Genomic DNA, 20,574 nt, shown 5'->3' on the forward strand with positions numbered 1-20,574 from the left:
AGCCTCTATGAAGCGATACGCTTCATAAGGAATAACAGCGGGGTCTGTGGAATCAAGTGATTCCGCAGACCCCGCTCATTGTTGCGGTGTTACAAAGCGCAAATTTCATCTCTGTGCTCAAGCAAAAATTCTCTTTGCCACTCGTACAGCTTCTGCTCGTTTTTCATAATCCATTCGTCAATGGAAGACGATTCATCGATCCATTCATGGGGATAGTTAAAATTCCCAATGAATTGGGGAGACTGATATGCATGGATACCCAGGCAAAACATACGGTATAGCTCTTTCCACGAATCGCTGGATAAATATTGTGCTGTTAATTGTAATTCCCGCATGTCTTCAATTTCATAATAAGTCCATACCCCGCTTCGCAGGGAGGTTCCGAACCATTGAGAGATTGTACTGTATATTCGAAGACAATCGGGAAGATCGTCCTTTCCCATTTGAAGGGTCTCCAGCAGGAAATCAGCATCCACTTTGTAGAAAGCACATATATCTGTTGTTTCAAGTTTTTGATATAATTTTGCAAACTCCATATCGTTCTCCATTGCCGACATAAATAGATATAATCACAGTGTAGCATCCGGCCGGATACAGTGTCAAGCGTTTGCTGTATTCATACCGGCAATCCGGCAGACAAACAGATTTTAGGATTGTGCGTGTATATTCAGATGTTTGAAAGCGAGGCTTTTCCGTCTTTTGGACAAGCCGCGCCGCTGTATAAAACAGGTCTGGAAGGCCAAAATAGATGCCAGGTGATAAAAAATGATCATTTCTTTGATTCGAACTTTTTTGTTGTATCTAGTCATCATATTTGCCGTCAGATTGATGGGAAAGCGTCAAATCAGCGAGCTGCAAACGTCAGAGCTGGTGGTGACGCTTCTCATTTCAGACATTGCATCCATCCCGATGCAGAACACAGGCCAGCCCCTAGTCAGCGGGCTGGTGCCTATTTTTACGCTGGTTGCGATTGAAATCATTCTGTCTGTCATGATGCTGAAAAGCGGCCGTTTCCGCAAGGTGATCTGCGGGCGGCCGATCGTTGTGATCAATGACGGAAAAATTCAGCAGAGTGAGCTGCGCCGCCTGCGCATGACGACCGAGGATCTGTTTGAAGACCTGCGTCAGAATAGTATTGTTTCCATTTCGGATGTCGCCTATGCCATTGTAGAAACGAACGGCAAGCTGAGCGTGGTCAAAAAGCCCGGTAAGGATTCCGTCACGCCGGATATGCTCCAGCTGGTGGTTCCCGATACCGGAATCGAAACTGTTGTGATCAGCGACGGTGTGATCTCCGAGACCTCCGCCAAGCTGTGCAAAAAATCTGTCGCGTGGGTAGAAGGCGTGTTAAAAGGCAAAAATCTGACCGCCGATCAGGTGTTTTTGATGACCGCAAACACGGCGGGGGATTTTCAAATCATTAAAAAGGAAGGGAAAACACAATGAATCGTATCTGGGCAGCGCTGGCGATTCTGGTGATCCTTTTCGGAGGCAGTATCTGGGGAATGAGAGAGGTGGAGCGCATGACCACCGAGGTTTCCGAAATACTGGTACAGGTTCAGGACACCATGGATGGTGGGGATACCGAGCAATCCAGGGCTCTGATTAAAGATGCGGTCGATACCTGGCACGGTTATCATCATTTGATGTCTTATTTTATTCCTCATGAACGTCTTGAATCAGTCAGCCAGACGCTTTCCACCACACAGTCTTTTTTAAAAAGCGGAACCGAGGATGAAGCGCGGGCAGAGTGCAACCGTGCACTGAATCAGCTCCACACGTTGATGGATACCGAATTGCCAAATATGAACAATATATTATGACAAGAATTTAGATGTCTTCGTCTTGACAGGCGTCAGAAGCCAGATGCTTTATCTGTCTCAGGCTTCAAGGCTCTCCCGGTCGTCGGCTGTCTGCCGACGTTTATGGTGTGAGGTCTTTCGTATTGTCAGCCGCCATATGTCAGAATAGCCGGCCTTTCTTATCCTGAAAAAGAAAAGATCAAAATTGAATCGTGTATTTCTGGGAGTGCAGCTGCGTCGGCTGTACTCCCATTTGAAAAAACAGGCCCGCCAAATCATTGGCGGGCCTGTTTCTTTTGGCATTGTTTTTCTAAAAGCTTCATATTTCAAAGAGAATAGTTTTATACAGTGTTACGTATTTTACGGCGCATTTTATCCTTGGTATGATAAAGAAGGGAAAACGAATCGATCCGGGCAGCGTGAAACCGCCGAAGATTTCGGGGGCAGATCGGTGGTTTTTGCACGGAGATGTCCAAAGAAACCATGTGAAACCAATACAAAAAGGAGAGATGGATGATGGAACTCGGGCTCAAGGGAAAAGGAGCACTGGTCATGGCCTCCAGCAGCGGGCTGGGGAAAGCGATTGCGCTGGAGCTGTGCCGGGAGGGTGCAAAAGTAATGCTGTTCAGTCCGTTTGAAGAGCAGCTCAGGGAGGCGCAGGCCGAAATCGCGAAGGAAACCGGCAATCAGCCGGAATTCTTCACCGGCAGCATCACCAATGCGCAGGATATTGAAAATCTGGTTCAAACAACCGTAGAAAAATGCGGCCCGATCTTTGCTTTGGTCAACAATACGGGCGGCCCAAAGCCCGGCGTGTTCGATGTCTTTTCCGATCAGGACTGGCAGGACGCCTACGAGCTCTGCCTGCTGTCGTACATCCGCACCATCCGCGCGGTTCTGCCTTCCATGCGCCAGAACGGCGGCGGGCGCATTCTTTGCTCCACCTCTTCCTCAGTCAAGGCGGTGCTGGATAATCTGATCCTGTCTAACACCTTCCGCATGGGCGTCATGGGCCTTGCCAAAACGCTTTCGCAGGAGCTTGGCAAGGATCATATTCTCGTCAACGTGATCGGCCCCGGCCGCATCGGCACGGACAGAATCGATCAGCTCGATGCCATCCGCGCGCAGAAGCAGGGGATCACCGTAGAAGAAGTGCAGCAGCAGACCTATCAAACCATTCCGATGGGCCGCTACGGCAAGCCCGAGGAATACGGAAAGCTTGCGGCATTCCTTTGCTCTGAAGCCAATACCTTCATCACCGGGCAGACCGTTCTGGTAGACGGCGGCATGGTCAAGGCTTTTTAAAACTCATTCTGCGTCTCGCTGCTGAACAGCACGCCGGAGTCAGCCTTTTTTGGGGCCAGTGTCTGGTTCTTCATAAAGGCGATCAGCTTTTTCTGCACCTCGCTCGATTGTTTTTTCCGGTAAGAGAGAAAGATGTTCCGCGTGGCAAGCGGATCATCGAGCTGATAAAAAACCACCTTGTCCGTATGCGACACATATTCGGGAATGGTAGAACGCAGAAACGAAACGCCTCGTCCCTCACAAACCAGATAGTAGGTGGTCATCATCTGAGTCAGGTACAAAGAGGTTTTGGGAACGAAGTCAGCGTTTTTGCAAAGGGCGATGCTCCTCTTATAAATATCATTCCCCGGCGTCAGCATAATGAACTCTTCCTCAGAAAACACCGAGAGGGGAACAGGCGGCTTCTGGTGCCCTTCCTCGCGGCGCAGTAGAAATTCATCGAAGGTGTAGCCGAATTCTTTCAGCCGGTCGTTGATTTCGTACTCGGCCGGCACCGCCAGAATGATCTCTTCTGTTGCCCACGGTATCGAATTGAGCAGATTTTTATCGGGGCCTTCCGCTTCCAGAAGAAAATCCAGCTTGCCTTCCAGCAGGCGTTCGGTCAGCATGGGGCTGCTGCCCTCGGAAAAGGTGACGACGACATTGGGATACTTCTCGCGGAATTCCGCCAGCATGTTGGGCAGCACATAGGTGCAGAAAAACATGGAGCTGCCAATGCGCAGCTGGGTTTCGAGGGAATGAGCCATCGTTTCAAAATGCCGCTGCATTTCTTCTTCAATCGCCATGATTTTCTCTACCTGTTCAATATAGTACTGCCCGGCCTCCGTCAGGCTGATCGGATTGGTGCTGCGGTTAAACAAAGGGGTTTGCAGTTCCTGCTCCGCCTTTTTTACGGCAGAGCTCAGCCAGGGCTGAGAAACATACAGCTTGCGGGCTGCTTTGGAAAAGCTGCGTTCCTGATACACGGCATAAACATATTTCATGTAAGACATCATGGCGCTTCGCTCCTTTGAATCAATCCACAGTGTGGTGGCGGGCGGCAGTACGGCAGAAAGCCGACGGCTTTATTTGTTCCATTATAAAACAAAATACGACAAAGGTATAGTCAATTTACTATAAAATAGTCTGATGCAAGTACAGTGGATTTCTTCTCCGCCGCAGGCGGTGGAAAATCAATCACTTGTATCAAGCGGCGTTACTATAAAATCATTTATGAGAGGATGAATCGGGATGAACAAAAAAATTGCCGCCCGTATGGATATGCTGGCGCCCTCCGGAATTCGTAAAGTGAATGAAAAGGCGCTGGCCATGGAGCGGGCCGGAGAAAAAGTTCTCCATTTTGAAATTGGCCGCCCGGATTTCGATACGCCGGAGTACATCAAAAAAGCCTGTGAAAAGAGCCTGGAATCGGGGGATGTGTTCTATACCTCAAACTTCGGCTCCATGGAGCTTCGCACCGCGATTGCGGAAAAGCTCAGAAAGCAGAACCATATCGATTACAAACCCACAGAGATTCTTGTTACAGTCGGGCTTTCCGAAGCTGTATTCGACGTTCTCTGCTCCATTTTGGATGAGGGGGATGAAATTCTGGTGCCGGACCCGGTGTGGATCAACTACATGAATGTTCCCCGCCTGCTGGGCGCGGTACCGGTCACGTTTGGTCTTAACGAAGAGACCGGATTCCAGATTGATCTGGATGAGGTTCGTTCTAAAGTGACCGGCAAGACAAAGGCCCTTGTGCTGATTTCCCCGAACAATCCGACCGGCGGCGTTCTTTCGGAAGAAACCCTGCGTGGCCTTGCGGAAATCGCCATCGAAAACGACCTGATTGTCATTGCGGATGAAGTGTATGAGCGCCTGGTGTTTGACGGTGAGCGCCACATTTCCATCGCGTCGCTGCCGGGAATGAAAGAGCGTACCTTCACGATGAACGGCCTTTCCAAAGCGTATTCCATGACTGGCTGGCGCCTTGGCTACGTGGCGGCGCCTGAGGAATATATCGCCGTGCTGAATAAAATCCATCAGCACAACACAACCTGTGCGCCGTCCTTTGTACAGACAGCCTCGATCGTCGCACTGCGCGACGAAACCGACGAGGTGGAGAAGATGGTAGCGGAATACAGCCGCCGCCGGGACTACGCGGTGCGTGCGATCAACGAGATCCCTGGCCTGAGCTGCCAGACCCCAAAGGGCGCGTTCTATATCTTCATCAATGCAAAGGAGCTCGGCATGTCCTCCGCACAGCTCGCGGATTATCTGCTGGATCACGCGAAAATCGCCATGGTTCCCGGCGATGTGTTCGGCCCCGGCGGCGAGGGCTATCTGCGGATGTCCTTTGCGAACAGCTACGAAAATATTATCGAAGGCTGTGAACGTCTGCGCAAGGCGGTAGAAGAGCTGCGCGGATGAGAATGCCATCAAAAGCGCAGGAAAAACAGCTGTATCCTCTCTCATCAAAAGCGGGAGGGATACAAAAAATGAATCTAATCTAAGATGAGATAGATTTTATCTGAAAGAAGTATCGCAGTCATAAAACTGTAATTCAATATGGGAAAGGAAGACAAAACATGAGATTTGTAACCATTCGCCTGGAGGAACAGGAGGTCGCTGCCGTAGTAACCTCGAAAGGAGCCCTGCCGATTTCCTGCATCAATCAATGGAAGGGCACGGCGTGGAAAACCGAGCTGTATGATCTGATCTGCGCGGAGCAGATTCCCGGTCTCACTGCCTGGTACAATGCAGGCGGAAAAGAAGAGCTCGAAAGCATTCCGGGTCTTGTCCCCGCCGATCAGGTAGTATACGCCCCGCTGTACCGCAACCCGCCCCGCATTTTCGGAATCGGCCTGAACTATGTGGACCACGCGGGCGATCTGGGAGAAAACGCCCCGGTCGGCTTCCCGGGCAGCTTCTATAAGCCTGCTTCCTGCATTGTCGGCCCGGGGGACGACGTGTGCATCCCTGCCCTGCCCGAAGCGCAGAAAACCACCGGCGAGGCCGAGCTCGGCATCATCCTCGGCAAAAAGTGCAAGTTCATCGATGAAGAGCACTGGATGGATTACATCGTCGGCTACACCACGATTCTCGATATGACCGAGGAATCCATTCTGCGCCAGAACCCGCGTTTCCTCACGCTCGTCAAGGGCTTTGATACCTTCTTCAGCTTCGGCCCGCAGCTCGTTACCCCCGATGAGGTGGACGATGTTCTGCAGCTCGAGGTTCAGACCGTCCATAACGGCGAGGTTCACGCGAAAAATATCGTCAACAACATGACCCATAAGCCGGCGCGTCTGGTTTCGCTGGTATCGCACCTGCAGGGCTGGCTGCCGGGCGACATCCTCTCCACCGGAACGCCGCGGGCCGTGCATATTGAAGACGGCGATACCATCGAGTGCCGCATCTATGGCCCGAACGGATTCTCCATGGAGCCGCTGATCAACCCGGTGGTGGATTTAAAGCTGCATCAGCCGGAGTAAGCTGGTGCTCCGTTTTCGGAATCCACCGCTTTTAATGATACTTATCCCTTTTTCCTTTCATTTTATAAAAGCAGGGTACCGTTATGCGATACCCTGCTTTGCTTTGTGAAAGGTGATTGGAACATGTGGAGCAAATTTCTCCGGATCTCATAACAAAAAAATTTATATTCTGATTGAAAAGAATACAATACCTGTTGAGCTTTGTTGGTTTGCGGAGTAAAATAAAAATAATTAAAAATTCTGGAATCTGGTGGGGCAGTGGGCTTCGGATTCAATTTTGAAAAAGTTATCGGTCTAAAGTAGAACACATAGGTGCAAAACCCAGCTGTTCTGTGGAACGGTTTTGATTATGCAGTGCGAACCATCAGCGAACAGAAAATAGCAGGAGTATTCGCGCTGATTTTTGGTGATTTAATTATTTTTTAGAATAATCATTGCATGATTAGCAGATACGAAATTGATGTCTGAATAAAAGTTTGTGTAAAGACTCTTATTCTATCTGTTCGGCTTTGTCTATTTTTGCGGTCGCTCCCCATGTGGGGGCGTGGATTGAAATTGTGCTTTTTTTCGGACAGTAATAACGGACCTGCCGTCGCTCCCCATGTGGGGGCGTGGATTGAAATTGCAATGCTTAAACGTGCATACGGAGGCGGGTACGGTCGCTCCCCATGTGGGGGCGTGGATTGAAATTCGCGGCATTTATGGCCGATTATGGTATTGATCTGTCGCTCCCCATGTGGGGGCGTGGATTGAAATTTGTTGGTACTAAAGTGATTATTTTTGGGGGCAGGTCGCTCCCCATGTGGGGGCGTGGATTGAAATGTCGGGTACATGACCTGACCATATGGATATATCGTCGCTCCCCATGTGGGGGCGTGGATTGAAATTGAATCTGTGGGTGCTCCGTGGTTACGTTACTGCGGTCGCTCCCCATGTGGGGGCGTGGATTGAAATTCCCCAATGGTTTACTATCGCAACATTCTTGAGCCGGTCGCTCCCCATGTGGGGGCGTGGATTGAAATAGAAGAAACAAATTTTTCAGAGCCTGAATTGAAAGGTCGCTCCCCATGTGGGGGCGTGGATTGAAATTTTCAGCGTAGCCAGAAAGGCTGATTTCGCGGCCGTCGCTCCCCATGTGGGGGCGTGGATTGAAATTGTTTGCCAATCTGTGTTAGACGGAGCCGCTAAAGGTCGCTCCCCATGTGGGGGCGTGGATTGAAATTGCCGGATTTATCCGGCAGAAGGGGCCATTTAACGTCGCTCCCCATGTGGGGGCGTGGATTGAAATAAAAGCCGAACGGTATACGCCGGATCAGGTCGGAGGTCGCTCCCCATGTGGGGGCGTGGATTGAAATTGCCCTGCCATCATCAGACCGAGGGGGGCTGTTCGTCGCTCCCCATGCGGGGGCGTGGATTGAAATCTCCTCAGCCCGGTGCTCTTCCGGATCCAGAGCATGTCGCTCCCCATGCGGGGGCGTGGATTGAAATAAGCGATATTGCTGTCACCAGCTTTACCATTGCTGTCGCTCCCCATGCGGGGGCGTGGATTGAAATGCCAAGAGATTAGCGCGGATTGTGCAGAACGCGTATGTCGCTCCCCGTGTGGGGCGTGGATTGAAATGATCCGAAAAAGGATCACACCATTCACCCGGTTGGCGTCGCTCCCCATGTGGGGGCGTGGATTGAAATGACCCGAAGCGCGACCACACGATACACCCGGTCGTCGCTCCCCATGCGGGGGCGTGGATTGAAATTGGTTTGAGCGCTCTAAGGCTGATCATAAAGAGTCGCTCCCCATGCGGGGGCGTGGATTGAAATAGCAATCAAGAGCTTTTCCAAAGGGGCGGTTATTGTCGCTCCCCATGCGGGGAGCGTGGATTGAAATAATGATGCGATCCCGGAGGAACACAAAAGCGGGTCGCTTCCCGTACGGGAAGCGTGGATTGAAATTACATGCAGTCTTGGTTCGTGTAGTAGCAGAATTGCACCCTTCCATAAAATTTTTGGGCAATCGGCTGCGAAAATCCGGTATGGGATTCTCTGGCGGCTGATTGTCCCACCTTGTCCTTTCTACATATAATGAAGCACCTATCAAAAAGGAGGGTTTGATATGTGGGCTTGGTATCATTGTCATTGGTGGTTCTGCTATAACGGCCACTGTATCCCGTGGTATGATTAAGAAACGAGTGCAGCAATCGAGTCTGATTTAAAGATCGATTGTGTGCAGGACTGTATGAACACATGGATTTTCCATACACTATCCCCGAGGTGATTTTGTATGGATTATTCCGACTTTTCTTTTCCTCAGGCTTTGTCTGAAGATCGCAAGCTGAAAGAGTTTTTTGATTCTCTTCCGGAGCAGGATCAGCTGCGGCTGATGCAGGGCTGTAGCTCCTACGGCGAATTTTACGACAGGGTCGTACAGGCAATCCCAAAATGCTGAAAAAGGGGTCCGTCTTGTTGGCGGATCCCTTTTGCATGAAAATAGCCGGTTACATACGAGGGTGCACCTTGTAAGGTGGGGCCCCTTTCTATTGACAAGGAAGAATGGCGTGATATAATAAAACCATACAAAATAGATATGAATTATTAGAGCGTGCGGCTTCGGGAGATCGGTATTCTCATCTTCCGGGAATCGGTGCGTTCTAATAATGATTGTTCATTCAGATTGATTATTTGGAGAAGGAGATTGCGGTTATGGCGAAAATTGCAAAAAATATTACGGAACTGATAGGAAAAACTCCTTTGCTGGAACTGACAAACTTTGAGAAAAAATATGATTTAAAGGCAACGATCCTCGCAAAATTGGAATATTTCAATCCCGCGGGCAGTGTAAAGGATCGCATCGCAAAGGCCATGGTGGATGACGCCGAGCAAAAGGGTCTGCTCAAAGCGGGCTCTGTGATTATCGAGCCGACCAGCGGCAATACCGGTATCGGCCTTGCATCGGTCGCAGCGGCCAGGGGCTACCGGATTATCCTCACCATGCCGGAAACCATGAGCATTGAAAGAAGAAATCTGCTCAAGGCCTATGGTGCGGAGGTCGTTTTGACCGATGGTTCCAAGGGCATGAGGGGCGCAATTGCCAAAGCGACTGAGCTTGCAAAAGAAATCCCGAATGCGTATATTCCGGGGCAGTTTGAAAATCCTGCAAATCCGGCGGCACATCAGGCGACCACTGGCCCCGAAATCTGGCAGGATACGGACGGAAAGGTTGACTTCTTTGTGGCGGGTATCGGAACCGGCGGCACCATCACGGGTGTTGGTGAATATCTGAGAAGCCAGAACCCCGATGTGAAGATTATTGCGGTGGAACCCGCGAGTTCTCCCGTTTTGTCGAAGGGAACCCCCGGCCCGCACCAGATTCAGGGAATCGGTGCCGGATTTGTTCCGGATGTTCTGGACATCAAGATTTACGACGAGATCATTCCGGTAGAGAACGAAAACGCGTTTGCAAAAAGCAAAGAGGTCGCCAAAACAGAAGGGCTGCTGGTGGGTATCTCCGCGGGTGCGGCGCTTTGGGCGGCGGAACAGCTGGCAAAACGCCCCGAAAACGCAGGGAAAACGATCGTAGCGCTCCTTCCGGATACCGGCGAGCGTTATCTTTCCACTCCTTTATTCTCTGATTAATTTTCAAAAATTTTTGAAACAGGCTGCGTGCTAAAAACACGCCGCCTGCTTTTTTTGTGAGGAACAGGAATTCATACAAAATTGCTTTTTTAAGTATGTAATAGGAACCTATAAATAGCGGTTTATAGCAGTATAAAACAGTTGTTGGTTAAGATGATGGGTTTTTCTCGTTCTGATCCAAAAATCCCGGATATTGTGGCGTTGGGGTAATTTGGAAACAAAATAAAGGTTACAATCCTGTTAAACAGCATCCTTTTTAAAAGCGCTTGTGCTATAATGAGAAAAGTTAAAAAAAGGGAAGTGCTGATCGTGTCTGTCGGGAAAAAACGTGTTATTATTGCTGCCTCAATGCTTGCTGTTGCGATTTGTATTGGGGTGATTATAGGGTCTGTCGCCGGTTATGTTACGAAGTCTGCTTTTGTGAATACTCCTTCCTCCGGGGCGTCGATTGGCGAAGATCTCTCGCAATTGGTCACGTCACAGCCTGCCTCAGAGCAACCGGTTTCGTCTGCTGCAGAAATTTCAGAAATTCCGTCCTCAAAACCTGTTTCTTCGGCGGTTTCGCGCCCCACTTCTGTTCCTTCGTCGTCTTCGTCTTCCTCCAAAGCGTCTTCTTCGCCGAATTCGGCGGCAATCGCAAAAGAGATGGAAGCAATCCAGGCCATGTTCCCGAACTTTTATGTGGATCCAACGGAGAAAATCGCACATAAGGCCGGGGATAAAGTGGCTTACCTCACCTTTGACGACGGACCGTCTGCGCTGACTCCGCAGGTGTTGAAAATACTGGCGGACAACGATGTGAAAGCGACCTTCTTTGTGATAGGGCGCAGTGATGAGCAATCCAAAAAATGGATGAAAGAGATCGTCGATCAGGGCCATACCATCGGGATGCACACATACACTCACAATTACAAGCAGATTTATGCGTCGCCCACCGCGTTTTTCACCGATTTATCGAAGTTGAATGATCTGATCACCGAGGCCACCGGAGTAAAGCCGCAGATCGTGCGGTTTGCCGGCGGCAGCGTGAACAGCTACAATAAAGCCATTGCACGCCCGGTTGCAGATGAGCTGACGCGCAGGGGATACACGTATTTTGACTGGAACGTCAGCGCGGGCGATGCGGAGAAGGGCGCAACAGCGCAGTCGATTTACCAGAACACCGTCAATGAAACCCTTCAGTTTGAAAAGGCGGTCATTCTGTTTCACGACGCTTCCACCAAACACGATACGGTCAAGGAACTCCCCAAGATCATCGAGACGCTGAAAAAGAACGGCTATCGCTTTGATAAGCTGGATCCCTCCGTCAAACCGATTATCTTTAAGCTTCCGGCCCATTGATGCCGGCGGGCAGCAGCCTTGCTCGTTTGCCTGCGAACCAATGAAAAAAGATTCGGACATCTCTTCTGCGATAAGCAGAGATGATGTTCGAATCTTTTTTCATTGGAAGAGGCCATATTGTTTCGTCCCAAAGGCATTTTACCCTTGCCGAGCAAATTCAGACAGTAAAAGCAGACAGATGGAGGGCCGGCTTTTATTCACAACAGCGGAAGCGTGGTCGATGAGGGCTATTTCAGGCCGTGGCGCTGCCGGTAATCCGCCAGCAGAAGATCGACCATTCGGCCATAGCTTTTCACGCCGTCCTCCTGACGGTTTGATTTCAGGTAGCTGTCGTTGACCTTTGCCGCCACCTTTGCCGCCGGGCCTTCAAACTGCTTCCAGTAAGCGCTGGCCGCGGCAAGGTCTTTTTGCGCGCCTGCATCCAGAAGACCATAGGTTTCCTGTCCGGCTTTCTGGTCGGCGGAATACAGGGCGTTGTTTGCATAAATAAAAGCAAGCATGGTGCCGGAATAGGAAAATGCGGGATTTGTACTGTTCCGGCTGGCCAAATACGCGATGAAATTGGCTTCGTCTTCGCGCATGTAGCCCCGCACATGACTCAGCTCGTGCAGCATGGTGGCGGGGATGCCGTAAGCCGGGGCGTCCACGTTGACATTTGCCTCCATGGTAAAAGGAAAATAGATTCCGGTAATGTCCAGGTATGACATCAGCCGCGAAGCCATCACGGCTTTTGGCGCTCCGTAGCCGCTTTTTAAGGTGGGGTATCGTGCTTCCATAGAGTCCATCACGTTGCGTGCTGTTTCGGCAGCCTCTTTCCGGTCGGGGAGAACGGCGACTCCCTGGCTGTCCGTTTCAATTCCCGTCCGGTCGCGGTTGGCGTCTTGGGCCAGCTCTGTGCAGAGCGCTTTCAGTTCTTCAGCAGAGGAGGGGCGCACTGTCAGCCCCGAAACCTGCGCGAACGGGTAACGGGAGTAGTTGATTCCGCAGTTGATCGTGAACCAAAAGGTGATTACGCCCGCCGCGCAGAGCAGAGAAGCCAGCGCGCGCAGCAAAAGTGTTTTTCGCTCCTGCCTGCGGCGGATCAGCCGGACAATCAGGCGGATGAGCAGAGCGGGGAGAAGCACGATCAAAGTCGCCAGCAGCAGTTCCATGATGGAAAAGGGAACCAGAGAGGTGATGCGGTTTTCCCCTAAAGAAAATACAGGGTAAAGCGTTACGGCGTACCACTCCGCCCACTCCGGCCTCATAGAAGCAGCATACGAAATGGCCAGTGAAAGCGGCAGCAGCAGAAAAAGCCAGATTCGTTTGAACGAAAGCAGGGATTTCATAAGTATTCCTCATATCTTAGATTATTGTTCAGGCTCATTGTCCCTTAAGAAAAACCGGAGCACCATTGTGACAGCCGCTATTTTATACTTGATTTCGGCATTGGTTTTTTCACATTGGTCACTTAGAAACAAGTCTACATCAGCGATTTCAATTCCTGCCATTTTTGCAATGGTTTCTTTTGAAAGCTGATGATAAGACAATACTATTTCCAAAAAGGCTTTTACCTTCAGGTCAGGCAGTCCTTCCGGTATCATGGCTAAAAACATCATTTTATCTAAAGTTTTTGTTCTTTCCATGAAACCATCAGGAAGAACTTGCATGTTCCCTTGGGCAATCTGATACACACTTTCAACGCTGAGGGAAAGATATTTCGCCAAAGTTTCCACATTAAAATGATACTCTTCCAATAGCTTTTTTAGGCAAAGTGAGACATCGGCAACACTCATAACGATCAACCTCCCGATACTAACGTTCCTGAATTTATCTTTCCATTTAAATATACCACAGGCGCAATACATGTTGCAGCATATCTTACAGCAGAATCGAAAGCAAGGCCTTCCATTTCAGGGAAAACATTGAATCATCAGCCTGATGATCCATCATAGCCACAGAACGGCTATGATGCCGCCCATATGAGGTTATTATATAACATGAAATATTACAAGTAAAAGAAAATTGTCTTTTTTTCGTCCACAATGGTCAATCGGGTATAAAAACGGCGTTTCTTTTCTCTGCAAACCGCTTTCTGTGCTTGGCAAATGCTGGTCGATTGTGATACAATAAACCCAATAACGATCTGATTTGCGTTCTGCTAAAATCTGCAAATGAAAAATGGAAGCCATGGTATTTCTGCTCGCTTTCGGCGGGGAAAAATACCGGTCGCGATTCTATATTTATCGTAGATTTGAATCGGCGCTGTTCAGACATCATTTACGGGAGTCGGCCATGCTGAAATCTCTTTTGCAATCTCGTTCGAAGCTGCTTCACATATTGCCCTATGTTGTCATCGCAGGGATGACGGTTTTGTTTCTGGTCCGTTCCGTTTTTGGATTCGATTGGTCCGACGAAACGTATTATCTGGCCCTGCCCTACCGGTTTTCGTTGGGCGATCGCCCATTTCTGGATTCCTGGGATATTCATCAGACCGGGGCCCTGCTGATTGCACCGATTTTATGGCTGTACCGGCTGGCCGTGGGGGATATGACGGGAATCCTCCTGTTCATGCGCATTCTGTATATCTGCGTGGATGCCGTTGTGGCTCTTCTGGTATACCGGGCGGTGTTCCGTCTGTTCCGGCGCAGGCTTCCGGCGTTGATCTGCGCGGGCCTGTTTTTTTCGTTTACCCCGTTCGGGATCAATAATTTTTCCTATAATAGTATGGGGTATCTGTTTACAACGTCAGCCGCCATGCTTCTGTTTTTTCTTTATGGGGATTCCTTTTCGGTGCCGGTGGCCTTTGGCATCGGGGCGCTTTCGGGAGCCCTTTTGGCGTTTGCGTGTATTTCCTACCCGTTTTTCATTGTGATGGTGCCGATTTTTCTGCTGGCACTGTTCCGGATTCACCCGCGTGTGCGGAAAAACGGCCTCGAGCCCGAATCGCGCGCGCCGCTGTTCGGGATGCTCTGCGGCGGGGCGGTCACTCTGCTTCTGGCAGCAGGGTATCTGCTGGCGGTAAGCGGGATTTGGGGAATCGTCAATAATGTGAGGTATCTGTTTCAGGACCCGGAGCATCCGTACCAGAACCTGCTCGTCAAAACCTCGCTATTTTTGCAGGATTACCAGCTGCTCACGATTCTTTCTCTGCTCGAAATCACGCTGTTGGTACTCATCGTTTTGTCGCGTCAGATGAAAACAGACCTCGACCTTTCACCGGTGCTGGAAGTGATGATCTGGATCTGCATGCCGCTGAGCCTGATTATTAATGTGGGTATGGTGCTGATCCAGTCGGAATCCGATCTGACCTTTACCTCTAAGGTCAATTATATTCAGGCCTGCGCAGGGCTCTGGCCGCTGGTTCTCACGGCGTACCGGCCGCAGCGCCGCAGCCGGATTGTGATCTGGGTTTTGTACGTACCGTCGCTGGTGCTCAGCTGGGCGGTGTATGCGGCCAGCAATAACGGGATGACGGGCGCGTCGTACATCCTGAATCTTTCCTCGCTGGCGCTGGTTTTAACGGCATATGATTTTTACACGGCGGAGCGCGAGGCGCCCGCGGCGCGCCGCAGGATGCTGAAAACTCTTTGGGCGGCGTTTGCCAGCTCTCTGGTGCTTTTGGTGCTGTGCAACACGGTCATGCGCGCTCAGGCCGTTTACCGCGATGAACCGATCGTGTACCTGCGCACGCAGCTGACGACCGGCCCGGCCAAGGGCCTTTACACCACACCGGCTGCGGCGGCCCGCTATACCGGCCTGGTGGAGGATATTCAAAATGCCATGCCCTCGGATGACGGAAAAGTGATGTTTAACGAGCTGCTGCCGTTCGGCTATCTGTGCGGCCAGCAGAGGCCCGCGCCGCCGTCACTCTGGCGCTCAGAGCTGCCGTCGAAACGGATTGACGCGTTCTTTACCCAAAATCCGCAGAACAGGCCGGCCCTTTTATATGTGGTCAAAGCGCCCTACGGCGTAAACAACGGTACAGAGCCGGTCACGCAGCGCACGGCGGAGCGTATTCTGGGCGGACCGGTCGTTATGAAGGAAACGGAATATTCTTACCAATTTACCAGAAAATAAGGGTAAGAGAATCGATGGAATATCGAAGGGGACATCCGGATGGACTATTATCTGAACAGACATACCGAGGCGGGTTCGACTCTGTTTGATGTATTCGACACAGCCGGTACCTGTCTTTATACCGTAGAAGGCGAGTGGGGCTCGTTCGGGGGCAAACTGTACCTGCGCGATGCCGCCGGAGCCGAGGCAGCGAAAATCAGCTGCGTGGGAATCCACGGTCTGTGCAAGTACAGCGTGCAGATCGGGGAGAAAGAACGCATGCGCGTGACGTATAACCTTGCGTCATCGGGCGGCAGCCTGCGTCTGAGCAAGACCGACTGGAGCCTTCGCGGCGATCTTCTCACCCGCAGTTTCGACGCGGTGGACGGCCGGGGCAACGTGCGCATGACTCACGCGCCCTGCTGGACGGCCCACGGCGACGGCTACGGAATTCACGTGGAGCGGCAGCAGGATGTGCCGCTTTCCCTGTGCCTTGCCGTGATTGTGGACAATGCCGCGCTGTGCGGCCCGGGGTGCGCGGTTCCGGCCAATTAATCATTGACAAAGCCCCGGTACGATGGGATAATATGAGGCAGATGCGAACAGCCGCGAATCGCCGTGCTTTGTGCGGAAAATTGCGGAAAACAGGGCGTGGGAATCCCCGCGCTTTGTGCTTTTCGGGCGGTAAACGCAGCGTGATTTGTACCCAATAAGGCCGGGCTTTGTGCCCGGCTGGCGCTCCCCGCAGCGCCGCTTGATTTGGATAGATTTTTAGGAGGAAACAGAATGAGCAAGGAGCTTGCGAAGACGTATGAGCCGCAGGAGGTAGAGGACAGAATTTATCAGTTCTGGCTTTCCGGCGGCTATTTTCACGCGGAGGCGGACCCGCAGAAGGACCCGTATACCATTGTCATTCCGCCGCCGAATATTACCGGCCAGCTTCACATGGGGCATGCGCTGGACGAAACCTTACAGGATATTCTGATCCGCTGGCGCAGAATGCAGGGCTATTCGGCTCTGTGGCTGCCGGGTACCGACCACGCCTCCATCGCGACGGAGGCAAAAATCGTGGAGGCCATGCGCAAAGAGGGCATCACTAAGGAAGAAATCGGCCGCGAGGGCTTTTTGAGCCGCGCGTGGGACTGGAAAGAAAAATACGGCGGAACCATCATCGGCCAGCTCAAAAAGCTCGGCTGTTCCTGCGACTGGGAGCGTGAGCGTTTCACACTCGACGAGGGCTGCTCCGAAGCGGTGCGCGAGGTGTTTGTGCGCCTGTATGAAAAGGGCCTGATCTACCGCGGCGAGCGCATCATCAACTGGTGCCCGCACTGCCGCACCTCTATTTCCGACGCGGAGGTGGAATTCAGCGAGCACGAGGGCAGCTTCTGGCACCTGCGCTACCCGCTCGGCGACGGCTCCGGCGACATCCGCCTTGCGACTACCCGGCCTGAAACCATGCTGGGCGATACCGCCGTGGCGGTGTACCCGGACGACGAGCGCTACCGGCACCTGGTCGGCAAAACCGTGATCCTGCCGCTGGTAGGCAAAGAGATCCCGATCATTGCGGATTCATATGTGGAGCCGGAATTCGGAACCGGCGTGGTGAAGATCACCCCGGCGCACGACCCGAACGACTTCGAGGTCGGCCTGCGCCACAATCTGCCCGTCATCAATGTGATGGACGAGGCCGGCGTCATCAATGAAAATGGCGGCAAGTACCGGGGGATGGACCGCCTGGAAGCGAGAAAGCAGATCGTCAAAGACCTGGACGAGCAGGGCTACCTCATCAAGGTGGAGCCGATCAAGCACAATGTCGGCTCTTGCTACCGCTGCTCCACCATCGTTGAGCCGCGCGTTTCCAAGCAGTGGTTCGTCCAAATGCAGCCGCTGGCCAAGCCCGCGATCGGCCGCGTGAAGGACGGCGAAGTGAAATTCGTCCCCGAGCGCTTTGAAAAAATTTATTATCATTGGATGGAAAATATCCGCGACTGGTGTATTTCGCGTCAGCTGTGGTGGGGCCACCGCATTCCCGCGTGGTACTGCGCGGACTGCGGCGAAATGACCGTCGCCAGGGAAGCGCCGGAAAAATGCCCGAAGTGCGGCAGCCGTCACCTGCATCAGGATTCCGACACGCTCGACACCTGGTTCTCTTCCGCGCTGTGGCCGTTCTCCACACTCGGCTGGCCGAAGAATACCGAGGACTTGAAATACTTCTACCCGACCAACACGCTGGTAACGGGCTATGATATCATCTTCTTCTGGGTGGCGCGCATGATCTTCTCTGCCATCGAGCAGACCGGTCAGGTGCCGTTCGACACCGTGCTGATCCACGGCCTGGTGCGTGACGCGCAGGGACGCAAAATGTCCAAGTCGCTCGGCAACGGCATCGACCCGCTGGAGGTCATCGCGGACTTCGGTGCGGACGCGCTGCGCTTTACGCTCGCGACCGGCAACAGCCCGGGCAACGATCTGCGCTTTTCAGACGACAAAGTCAGCGCCAGCCGTAACTTTGCAAATAAAATCTGGAATGCGGCCCGCTTTATCCGCATGAATATTGAAGGCCATGAGGTGGAAAACCGCCTGCCGGAGCACCTGACGCAGGCCGACCGCTGGATCATCGGCACCTTCCACGAGGTGGTAAAGGAAATCACCGAGAATCTTGAGAAATTCGAGCTCGGCATCGCCGTGCAGAAGCTCTATGACTTTTTGTGGGATGATTTCTGCGACTGGTATATCGAGATCGCCAAAATCCGCATGCAGGGCGAGGACGAGCAGACTGCGCAGAGCGCCCGGCAGGTGCTGGTGTGGGTCATGTCCAATACGCTGAAGCTCCTGCATCCGTTCATGCCGTTTATTACGGAAGAAATCTGGCAGTCGCTGCCGCATGAGGGCGATTCCATCATGGTCTCCAAATGGCCCGAATACGACGCGGCGCTCAGCTTTGAGCAGGACCGCGTTGAAATGCGTCGCGTGATGGATGCCATCCGTGCCGTGCGCAACCGCCGTGCCGAAATGAACGTGCCGCCGTCACGCAAGGCGCATCTTTCTGTCGCCGTAACAGGCACGGCCGCAGATACGTTCCGCGCGAATGTCGACGTGATCTCCCGCCTTGCATACGCAAGTCAGGTAGAGATCGCGGATTCCTGGAACCTGCCGGACGCCGTGACGATCGTTGCCGATGCCGCGACGCTGTATATCCCCACCGACGAGCTGGTGGATAAGAAGGCCGAGCTGGCCCGGCTTGAAAAAGAGCTGGAGTCCATCCAAAAGCAGTTGGATTCCGCCGAGGCGAAGCTCAAAAACGAAACCTTCCTCTCTAAAGCGCCCGACAATGTGGTGGACGGTGTGCGTAAAAACGCAGAGAAGTTGGCGGAAAAAGCCGCCGGTATCCGTTTGGCGATTCAAAATCTCAGCAAATAATAAGTAATTCGGTTCATCCGAGCGTCGCCGCCATTTTTGGCGGCAGACGATTTTTATTCAGGCCTCGTTTGAAAAATGAAGAGACTTCTCTGTTTCGGCTGAAATTGCACTGCCCGGCATCAAAATGCTCGGAATGCGGAATGTATTCCTGCGCGGCTTCCTTGTTCGGCACAGTTTTATCTCGAAAACCCGTTGTTCTTTATTGATCTGGCAAGGCCCCAAAACGGATGGCCGGAAAAGGGGATGCGATCATGACATATCAAGAAGCGCTGGAACAAATCTCTTCTCAGGCAAAGTTTGGCATTAAGCCGGGTCTCGAACGCATTATAAAGCTGCTCGACAAAATGGGCAATCCGCAGGACCGGCTGAAGTTTGTGCATGTGGCCGGCACCAACGGCAAGGGCTCCACCTGCGCGCTGCTCTCTTCCGTGCTGACTGCGGCGGGCTACAAAACGGGCCTGTATATTTCCCCCTATATTCTGGAGTTCCGCGAGCGCATGCAGATCTGCGGGCAGATGATCCCGAAAGAGGAGCTGGCCGCGCTGACTGAGGAACTGCTGCCGCTCATTCAGGAGATGGAGCAGGACGGCGACGCCCTCACGGAATTTGAATTCATCACCGCTCTGGCGATGGAGTGGTTCGCTCGCAGCAAATGCGATGTGGTGGTGCTGGAGGTCGGTCTCGGCGGCCGCTTCGACGCGACCAATATCATCAAAACCCCGCTTGTATCGGTCATCATGTCCATCTCGCTCGATCACACCGGAATCCTCGGTGATACGGTGGAGAAAATCGCGTTTGAAAAGGCCGGCATCATCAAAGAGGGCGGCGATACCGTTGTGTTCTCGCGGCAGGACTACGGCGCCATGCAGGTGATGCGCGAGGCGGCGCAGCAGCGGAACAACAGCTTCTGCGTTGCGGAGCCGGAAGAGATGGAGCAGGTGGAAAGCGATCTGCTCGGCACCCGCTTTGTCTATCGCGGCGCCCCGATGCACATGCCGCTGATCGGCGAGCATCAGGTGCTCAATGCCGCCACCGTTCTGGCGGCGCTGGACGTTCTGCGCAGAAAGGGCTTCAAGCTTCCTTTGCAGGCGGTAGCCGAGGGCTTTGCGCAGGTATCCTTCCCGGCGCGTCTGGAGCTGCTCTCCAAACATCCGATCTTCCTGCTGGATGGCGCGCATAACCCGAACGGGGTACAGGCGCTGGCGGCGGCGCTGCGTCAGTATCTTTCCGGCAAAAGGATCACGGCCATTATGGGCATGCTCGCCGATAAGGACAGTCATGCCTCGATCGGCTATCTGAACGGCCTGCTCGATCAGGTTTACACCCTCACTCCCGATAATCCCCGCGCCATGCAGGCAGAGGATTTTGCCGCTCTCTGGCGGGAAATGGGAGTTTCGGCCAAGGCGGCGCAGTCGCCCCGGCAGGCGGTGGAGCTGGCCCTTGCCCACGCGGGGGGCGACGGCGCGATCATCGTGTGCGGCTCATTGTACCTTGCGGCCGAAATTCGCCCGATTGCCATCGAAATTTTAAAAGGAATGGCTCCATCCGCATAATTCGAGTAAAAT

At 52.5% G+C, this 20,574-nt stretch carries 17 protein-coding genes and 1 CRISPR repeat array; of the genes, 12 read left to right on the forward strand and 5 right to left on the reverse strand.

What is annotated here, in order from left to right; genetic code table 11:
* Positions 1–89: 89 nt before the first annotated feature.
* On the reverse strand, positions 90–536 hold the full coding sequence (locus HMPREF1141_RS07800) for a hypothetical protein (RefSeq protein WP_009063002.1): 447 nt from the start codon (positions 534–536) through the stop codon (positions 90–92).
* 292 nt (positions 537–828) lie between these two features.
* Between HMPREF1141_RS07800 and HMPREF1141_RS07805 the strand changes: the two genes are divergently transcribed.
* The 3 genes from HMPREF1141_RS07805 to HMPREF1141_RS07815 all read left to right on the forward strand — a co-directional run bounded on the left by HMPREF1141_RS07805 (position 829) and on the right by HMPREF1141_RS07815 (position 3,107).
* A complete protein-coding gene (locus tag HMPREF1141_RS07805) occupies positions 829–1,446 on the forward strand; it encodes a DUF421 domain-containing protein (RefSeq protein WP_242824574.1) in 618 nt (205 codons plus the stop codon).
* Positions 1,443–1,823 (forward strand): DUF4363 family protein, encoded by a 381-nt coding sequence (locus tag HMPREF1141_RS07810; protein ID WP_009062995.1) that lies wholly within the window; start codon positions 1,443–1,445, stop codon positions 1,821–1,823. Before HMPREF1141_RS07805 ends, HMPREF1141_RS07810 begins: the two co-directional genes overlap by 4 nt.
* A 492-nt stretch (positions 1,824–2,315) precedes the next feature.
* Positions 2,316–3,107 carry an SDR family oxidoreductase gene (locus HMPREF1141_RS07815; protein ID WP_009063143.1) on the forward strand — a complete coding sequence of 264 codons (792 nt, stop codon included), beginning with the start codon at positions 2,316–2,318 and terminating at the stop codon, positions 3,105–3,107.
* Here the strand turns inward: HMPREF1141_RS07815 and HMPREF1141_RS07820 are convergent.
* A complete protein-coding gene (locus HMPREF1141_RS07820) occupies positions 3,104–4,102 on the reverse strand; it encodes a LysR family transcriptional regulator (protein ID WP_009063111.1) in 999 nt (332 codons plus the stop codon). The two genes, HMPREF1141_RS07815 and HMPREF1141_RS07820, sit on opposite strands and share 4 nt — an antisense overlap.
* A gap of 235 nt (positions 4,103–4,337) precedes the next feature.
* Here HMPREF1141_RS07820 and HMPREF1141_RS07825 point away from each other — a divergent pair, with 235 nt between their 5' ends.
* The 4 genes from HMPREF1141_RS07825 (at position 4,338) to cysK (ending at position 10,210) form a co-directional block, all read left to right on the forward strand.
* Positions 4,338–5,516, forward strand: coding sequence for a pyridoxal phosphate-dependent aminotransferase (locus HMPREF1141_RS07825; RefSeq protein ID WP_009062862.1), 1,179 nt, complete (start codon positions 4,338–4,340; stop codon positions 5,514–5,516).
* Positions 5,517–5,674: 158 nt separating this feature from the next.
* A complete protein-coding gene (locus HMPREF1141_RS07830) occupies positions 5,675–6,580 on the forward strand; it encodes a fumarylacetoacetate hydrolase family protein (RefSeq protein WP_009062912.1) in 906 nt (301 codons plus the stop codon).
* Between the two features lie 524 nt (positions 6,581–7,104).
* Positions 7,105–8,528: direct repeats of the CRISPR family, unit length 32 nt; unit sequence GTCGCTCCCCATGTGGGGGCGTGGATTGAAAT.
* 330 nt (positions 8,529–8,858) lie between these two features.
* Positions 8,859–9,023 (forward strand): hypothetical protein, encoded by a 165-nt coding sequence (locus tag HMPREF1141_RS17530; RefSeq protein WP_009063017.1) that lies wholly within the window; start codon positions 8,859–8,861, stop codon positions 9,021–9,023.
* Positions 9,024–9,277: 254 nt separating this feature from the next.
* Positions 9,278–10,210 carry a cysteine synthase A gene (cysK, locus tag HMPREF1141_RS07835; RefSeq protein ID WP_009063035.1) on the forward strand — a complete coding sequence of 311 codons (933 nt, stop codon included), beginning with the start codon at positions 9,278–9,280 and terminating at the stop codon, positions 10,208–10,210.
* A 398-nt stretch (positions 10,211–10,608) separates the two neighbouring features.
* Here cysK and HMPREF1141_RS07840 read toward each other — a convergent pair whose 3' ends face one another.
* Complete coding sequence (locus HMPREF1141_RS07840) at positions 10,609–10,875, reverse strand: hypothetical protein (RefSeq protein ID WP_009062905.1); 267 nt, start codon at positions 10,873–10,875, stop codon at positions 10,609–10,611.
* Between HMPREF1141_RS07840 and HMPREF1141_RS07845 the strand changes: the two genes are divergently transcribed.
* Positions 10,856–11,551, forward strand: a complete 696-nt coding sequence (locus HMPREF1141_RS07845) for a polysaccharide deacetylase family protein (RefSeq protein ID WP_242824575.1) — start codon at positions 10,856–10,858, stop codon at positions 11,549–11,551. The two genes, HMPREF1141_RS07840 and HMPREF1141_RS07845, sit on opposite strands and share 20 nt — an antisense overlap.
* A 227-nt stretch (positions 11,552–11,778) precedes the next feature.
* Here the strand turns inward: HMPREF1141_RS07845 and HMPREF1141_RS07850 are convergent, their stop codons facing one another.
* Together HMPREF1141_RS07850 and HMPREF1141_RS07855 are read right to left on the reverse strand one after the other, a co-directional pair.
* On the reverse strand, positions 11,779–12,879 hold the full coding sequence (locus tag HMPREF1141_RS07850; RefSeq protein ID WP_009062882.1) for a DUF3810 domain-containing protein: 1,101 nt from the start codon (positions 12,877–12,879) through the stop codon (positions 11,779–11,781).
* A 21-nt stretch (positions 12,880–12,900) separates the two neighbouring features.
* Positions 12,901–13,326 carry an HTH domain-containing protein gene (locus tag HMPREF1141_RS07855; protein WP_009063030.1) on the reverse strand — a complete coding sequence of 142 codons (426 nt, stop codon included), beginning with the start codon at positions 13,324–13,326 and terminating at the stop codon, positions 12,901–12,903.
* Positions 13,327–13,825: 499 nt separating this feature from the next.
* Here HMPREF1141_RS07855 and HMPREF1141_RS07860 point away from each other — a divergent pair, with 499 nt between their 5' ends.
* The 4 genes from HMPREF1141_RS07860 (at position 13,826) to HMPREF1141_RS07875 (ending at position 20,562) form a co-directional block, all read left to right on the forward strand.
* Positions 13,826–15,610 (forward strand): hypothetical protein, encoded by a 1,785-nt coding sequence (locus tag HMPREF1141_RS07860; protein ID WP_155863557.1) that lies wholly within the window; start codon positions 13,826–13,828, stop codon positions 15,608–15,610.
* 39 nt (positions 15,611–15,649) lie between these two features.
* Entirely contained in the window at positions 15,650–16,144 is a 495-nt protein-coding gene (locus HMPREF1141_RS17535) for a tubby C 2 (RefSeq protein ID WP_009063058.1), read from the forward strand.
* A gap of 231 nt (positions 16,145–16,375) precedes the next feature.
* Positions 16,376–19,009 carry a valine--tRNA ligase gene (locus HMPREF1141_RS07870; protein WP_009063180.1) on the forward strand — a complete coding sequence of 878 codons (2,634 nt, stop codon included), beginning with the start codon at positions 16,376–16,378 and terminating at the stop codon, positions 19,007–19,009.
* 251 nt (positions 19,010–19,260) lie between these two features.
* The gene (locus HMPREF1141_RS07875; RefSeq protein ID WP_035316766.1) at positions 19,261–20,562 is read left to right on the forward strand and encodes a folylpolyglutamate synthase/dihydrofolate synthase family protein; all 1,302 of its coding nucleotides are present in this window, start codon (positions 19,261–19,263) and stop codon (positions 20,560–20,562) included.
* Positions 20,563–20,574: the final 12 nt, after the last annotated feature.

It is taken from the genome of Clostridium sp. MSTE9, assembly GCF_000277625.1.
In the GTDB taxonomy this organism is placed as follows: domain Bacteria; phylum Bacillota; class Clostridia; order Oscillospirales; family Acutalibacteraceae; genus Faecalispora; species Faecalispora jeddahensis.

Coding starts and splice junctions, on each gene's coding strand:
- HMPREF1141_RS07825 (WP_009062862.1), top strand. CDS start 4,338: ATGAACAAAAAAATTGCCGCCCGTATGGATATGCTGGCGCCCTCCGGA.
- HMPREF1141_RS07815 (WP_009063143.1), top strand. CDS start 2,316: ATGATGGAACTCGGGCTCAAGGGAAAAGGAGCACTGGTCATGGCCTCC.
- HMPREF1141_RS07875 (WP_035316766.1), top strand. CDS start 19,261: ATGACATATCAAGAAGCGCTGGAACAAATCTCTTCTCAGGCAAAGTTT.
- HMPREF1141_RS07800 (WP_009063002.1), bottom strand. CDS start 536: ATGGAGTTTGCAAAATTATATCAAAAACTTGAAACAACAGATATATGT.
- HMPREF1141_RS07805 (WP_242824574.1), top strand. CDS start 829: ATGGGAAAGCGTCAAATCAGCGAGCTGCAAACGTCAGAGCTGGTGGTG.
- HMPREF1141_RS07850 (WP_009062882.1), bottom strand. CDS start 12,879: ATGAAATCCCTGCTTTCGTTCAAACGAATCTGGCTTTTTCTGCTGCTG.
- HMPREF1141_RS07845 (WP_242824575.1), top strand. CDS start 10,856: ATGGAAGCAATCCAGGCCATGTTCCCGAACTTTTATGTGGATCCAACG.
- HMPREF1141_RS07870 (WP_009063180.1), top strand. CDS start 16,376: ATGAGCAAGGAGCTTGCGAAGACGTATGAGCCGCAGGAGGTAGAGGAC.
- HMPREF1141_RS17530 (WP_009063017.1), top strand. CDS start 8,859: ATGGATTATTCCGACTTTTCTTTTCCTCAGGCTTTGTCTGAAGATCGC.
- HMPREF1141_RS17535 (WP_009063058.1), top strand. CDS start 15,650: ATGGACTATTATCTGAACAGACATACCGAGGCGGGTTCGACTCTGTTT.
- cysK (WP_009063035.1), top strand. CDS start 9,278: ATGGCGAAAATTGCAAAAAATATTACGGAACTGATAGGAAAAACTCCT.
- HMPREF1141_RS07810 (WP_009062995.1), top strand. CDS start 1,443: ATGAATCGTATCTGGGCAGCGCTGGCGATTCTGGTGATCCTTTTCGGA.
- HMPREF1141_RS07830 (WP_009062912.1), top strand. CDS start 5,675: ATGAGATTTGTAACCATTCGCCTGGAGGAACAGGAGGTCGCTGCCGTA.
- HMPREF1141_RS07860 (WP_155863557.1), top strand. CDS start 13,826: ATGCTGAAATCTCTTTTGCAATCTCGTTCGAAGCTGCTTCACATATTG.
- HMPREF1141_RS07820 (WP_009063111.1), bottom strand. CDS start 4,102: ATGATGTCTTACATGAAATATGTTTATGCCGTGTATCAGGAACGCAGC.
- HMPREF1141_RS07840 (WP_009062905.1), bottom strand. CDS start 10,875: ATGGCCTGGATTGCTTCCATCTCTTTTGCGATTGCCGCCGAATTCGGC.
- HMPREF1141_RS07855 (WP_009063030.1), bottom strand. CDS start 13,326: ATGAGTGTTGCCGATGTCTCACTTTGCCTAAAAAAGCTATTGGAAGAG.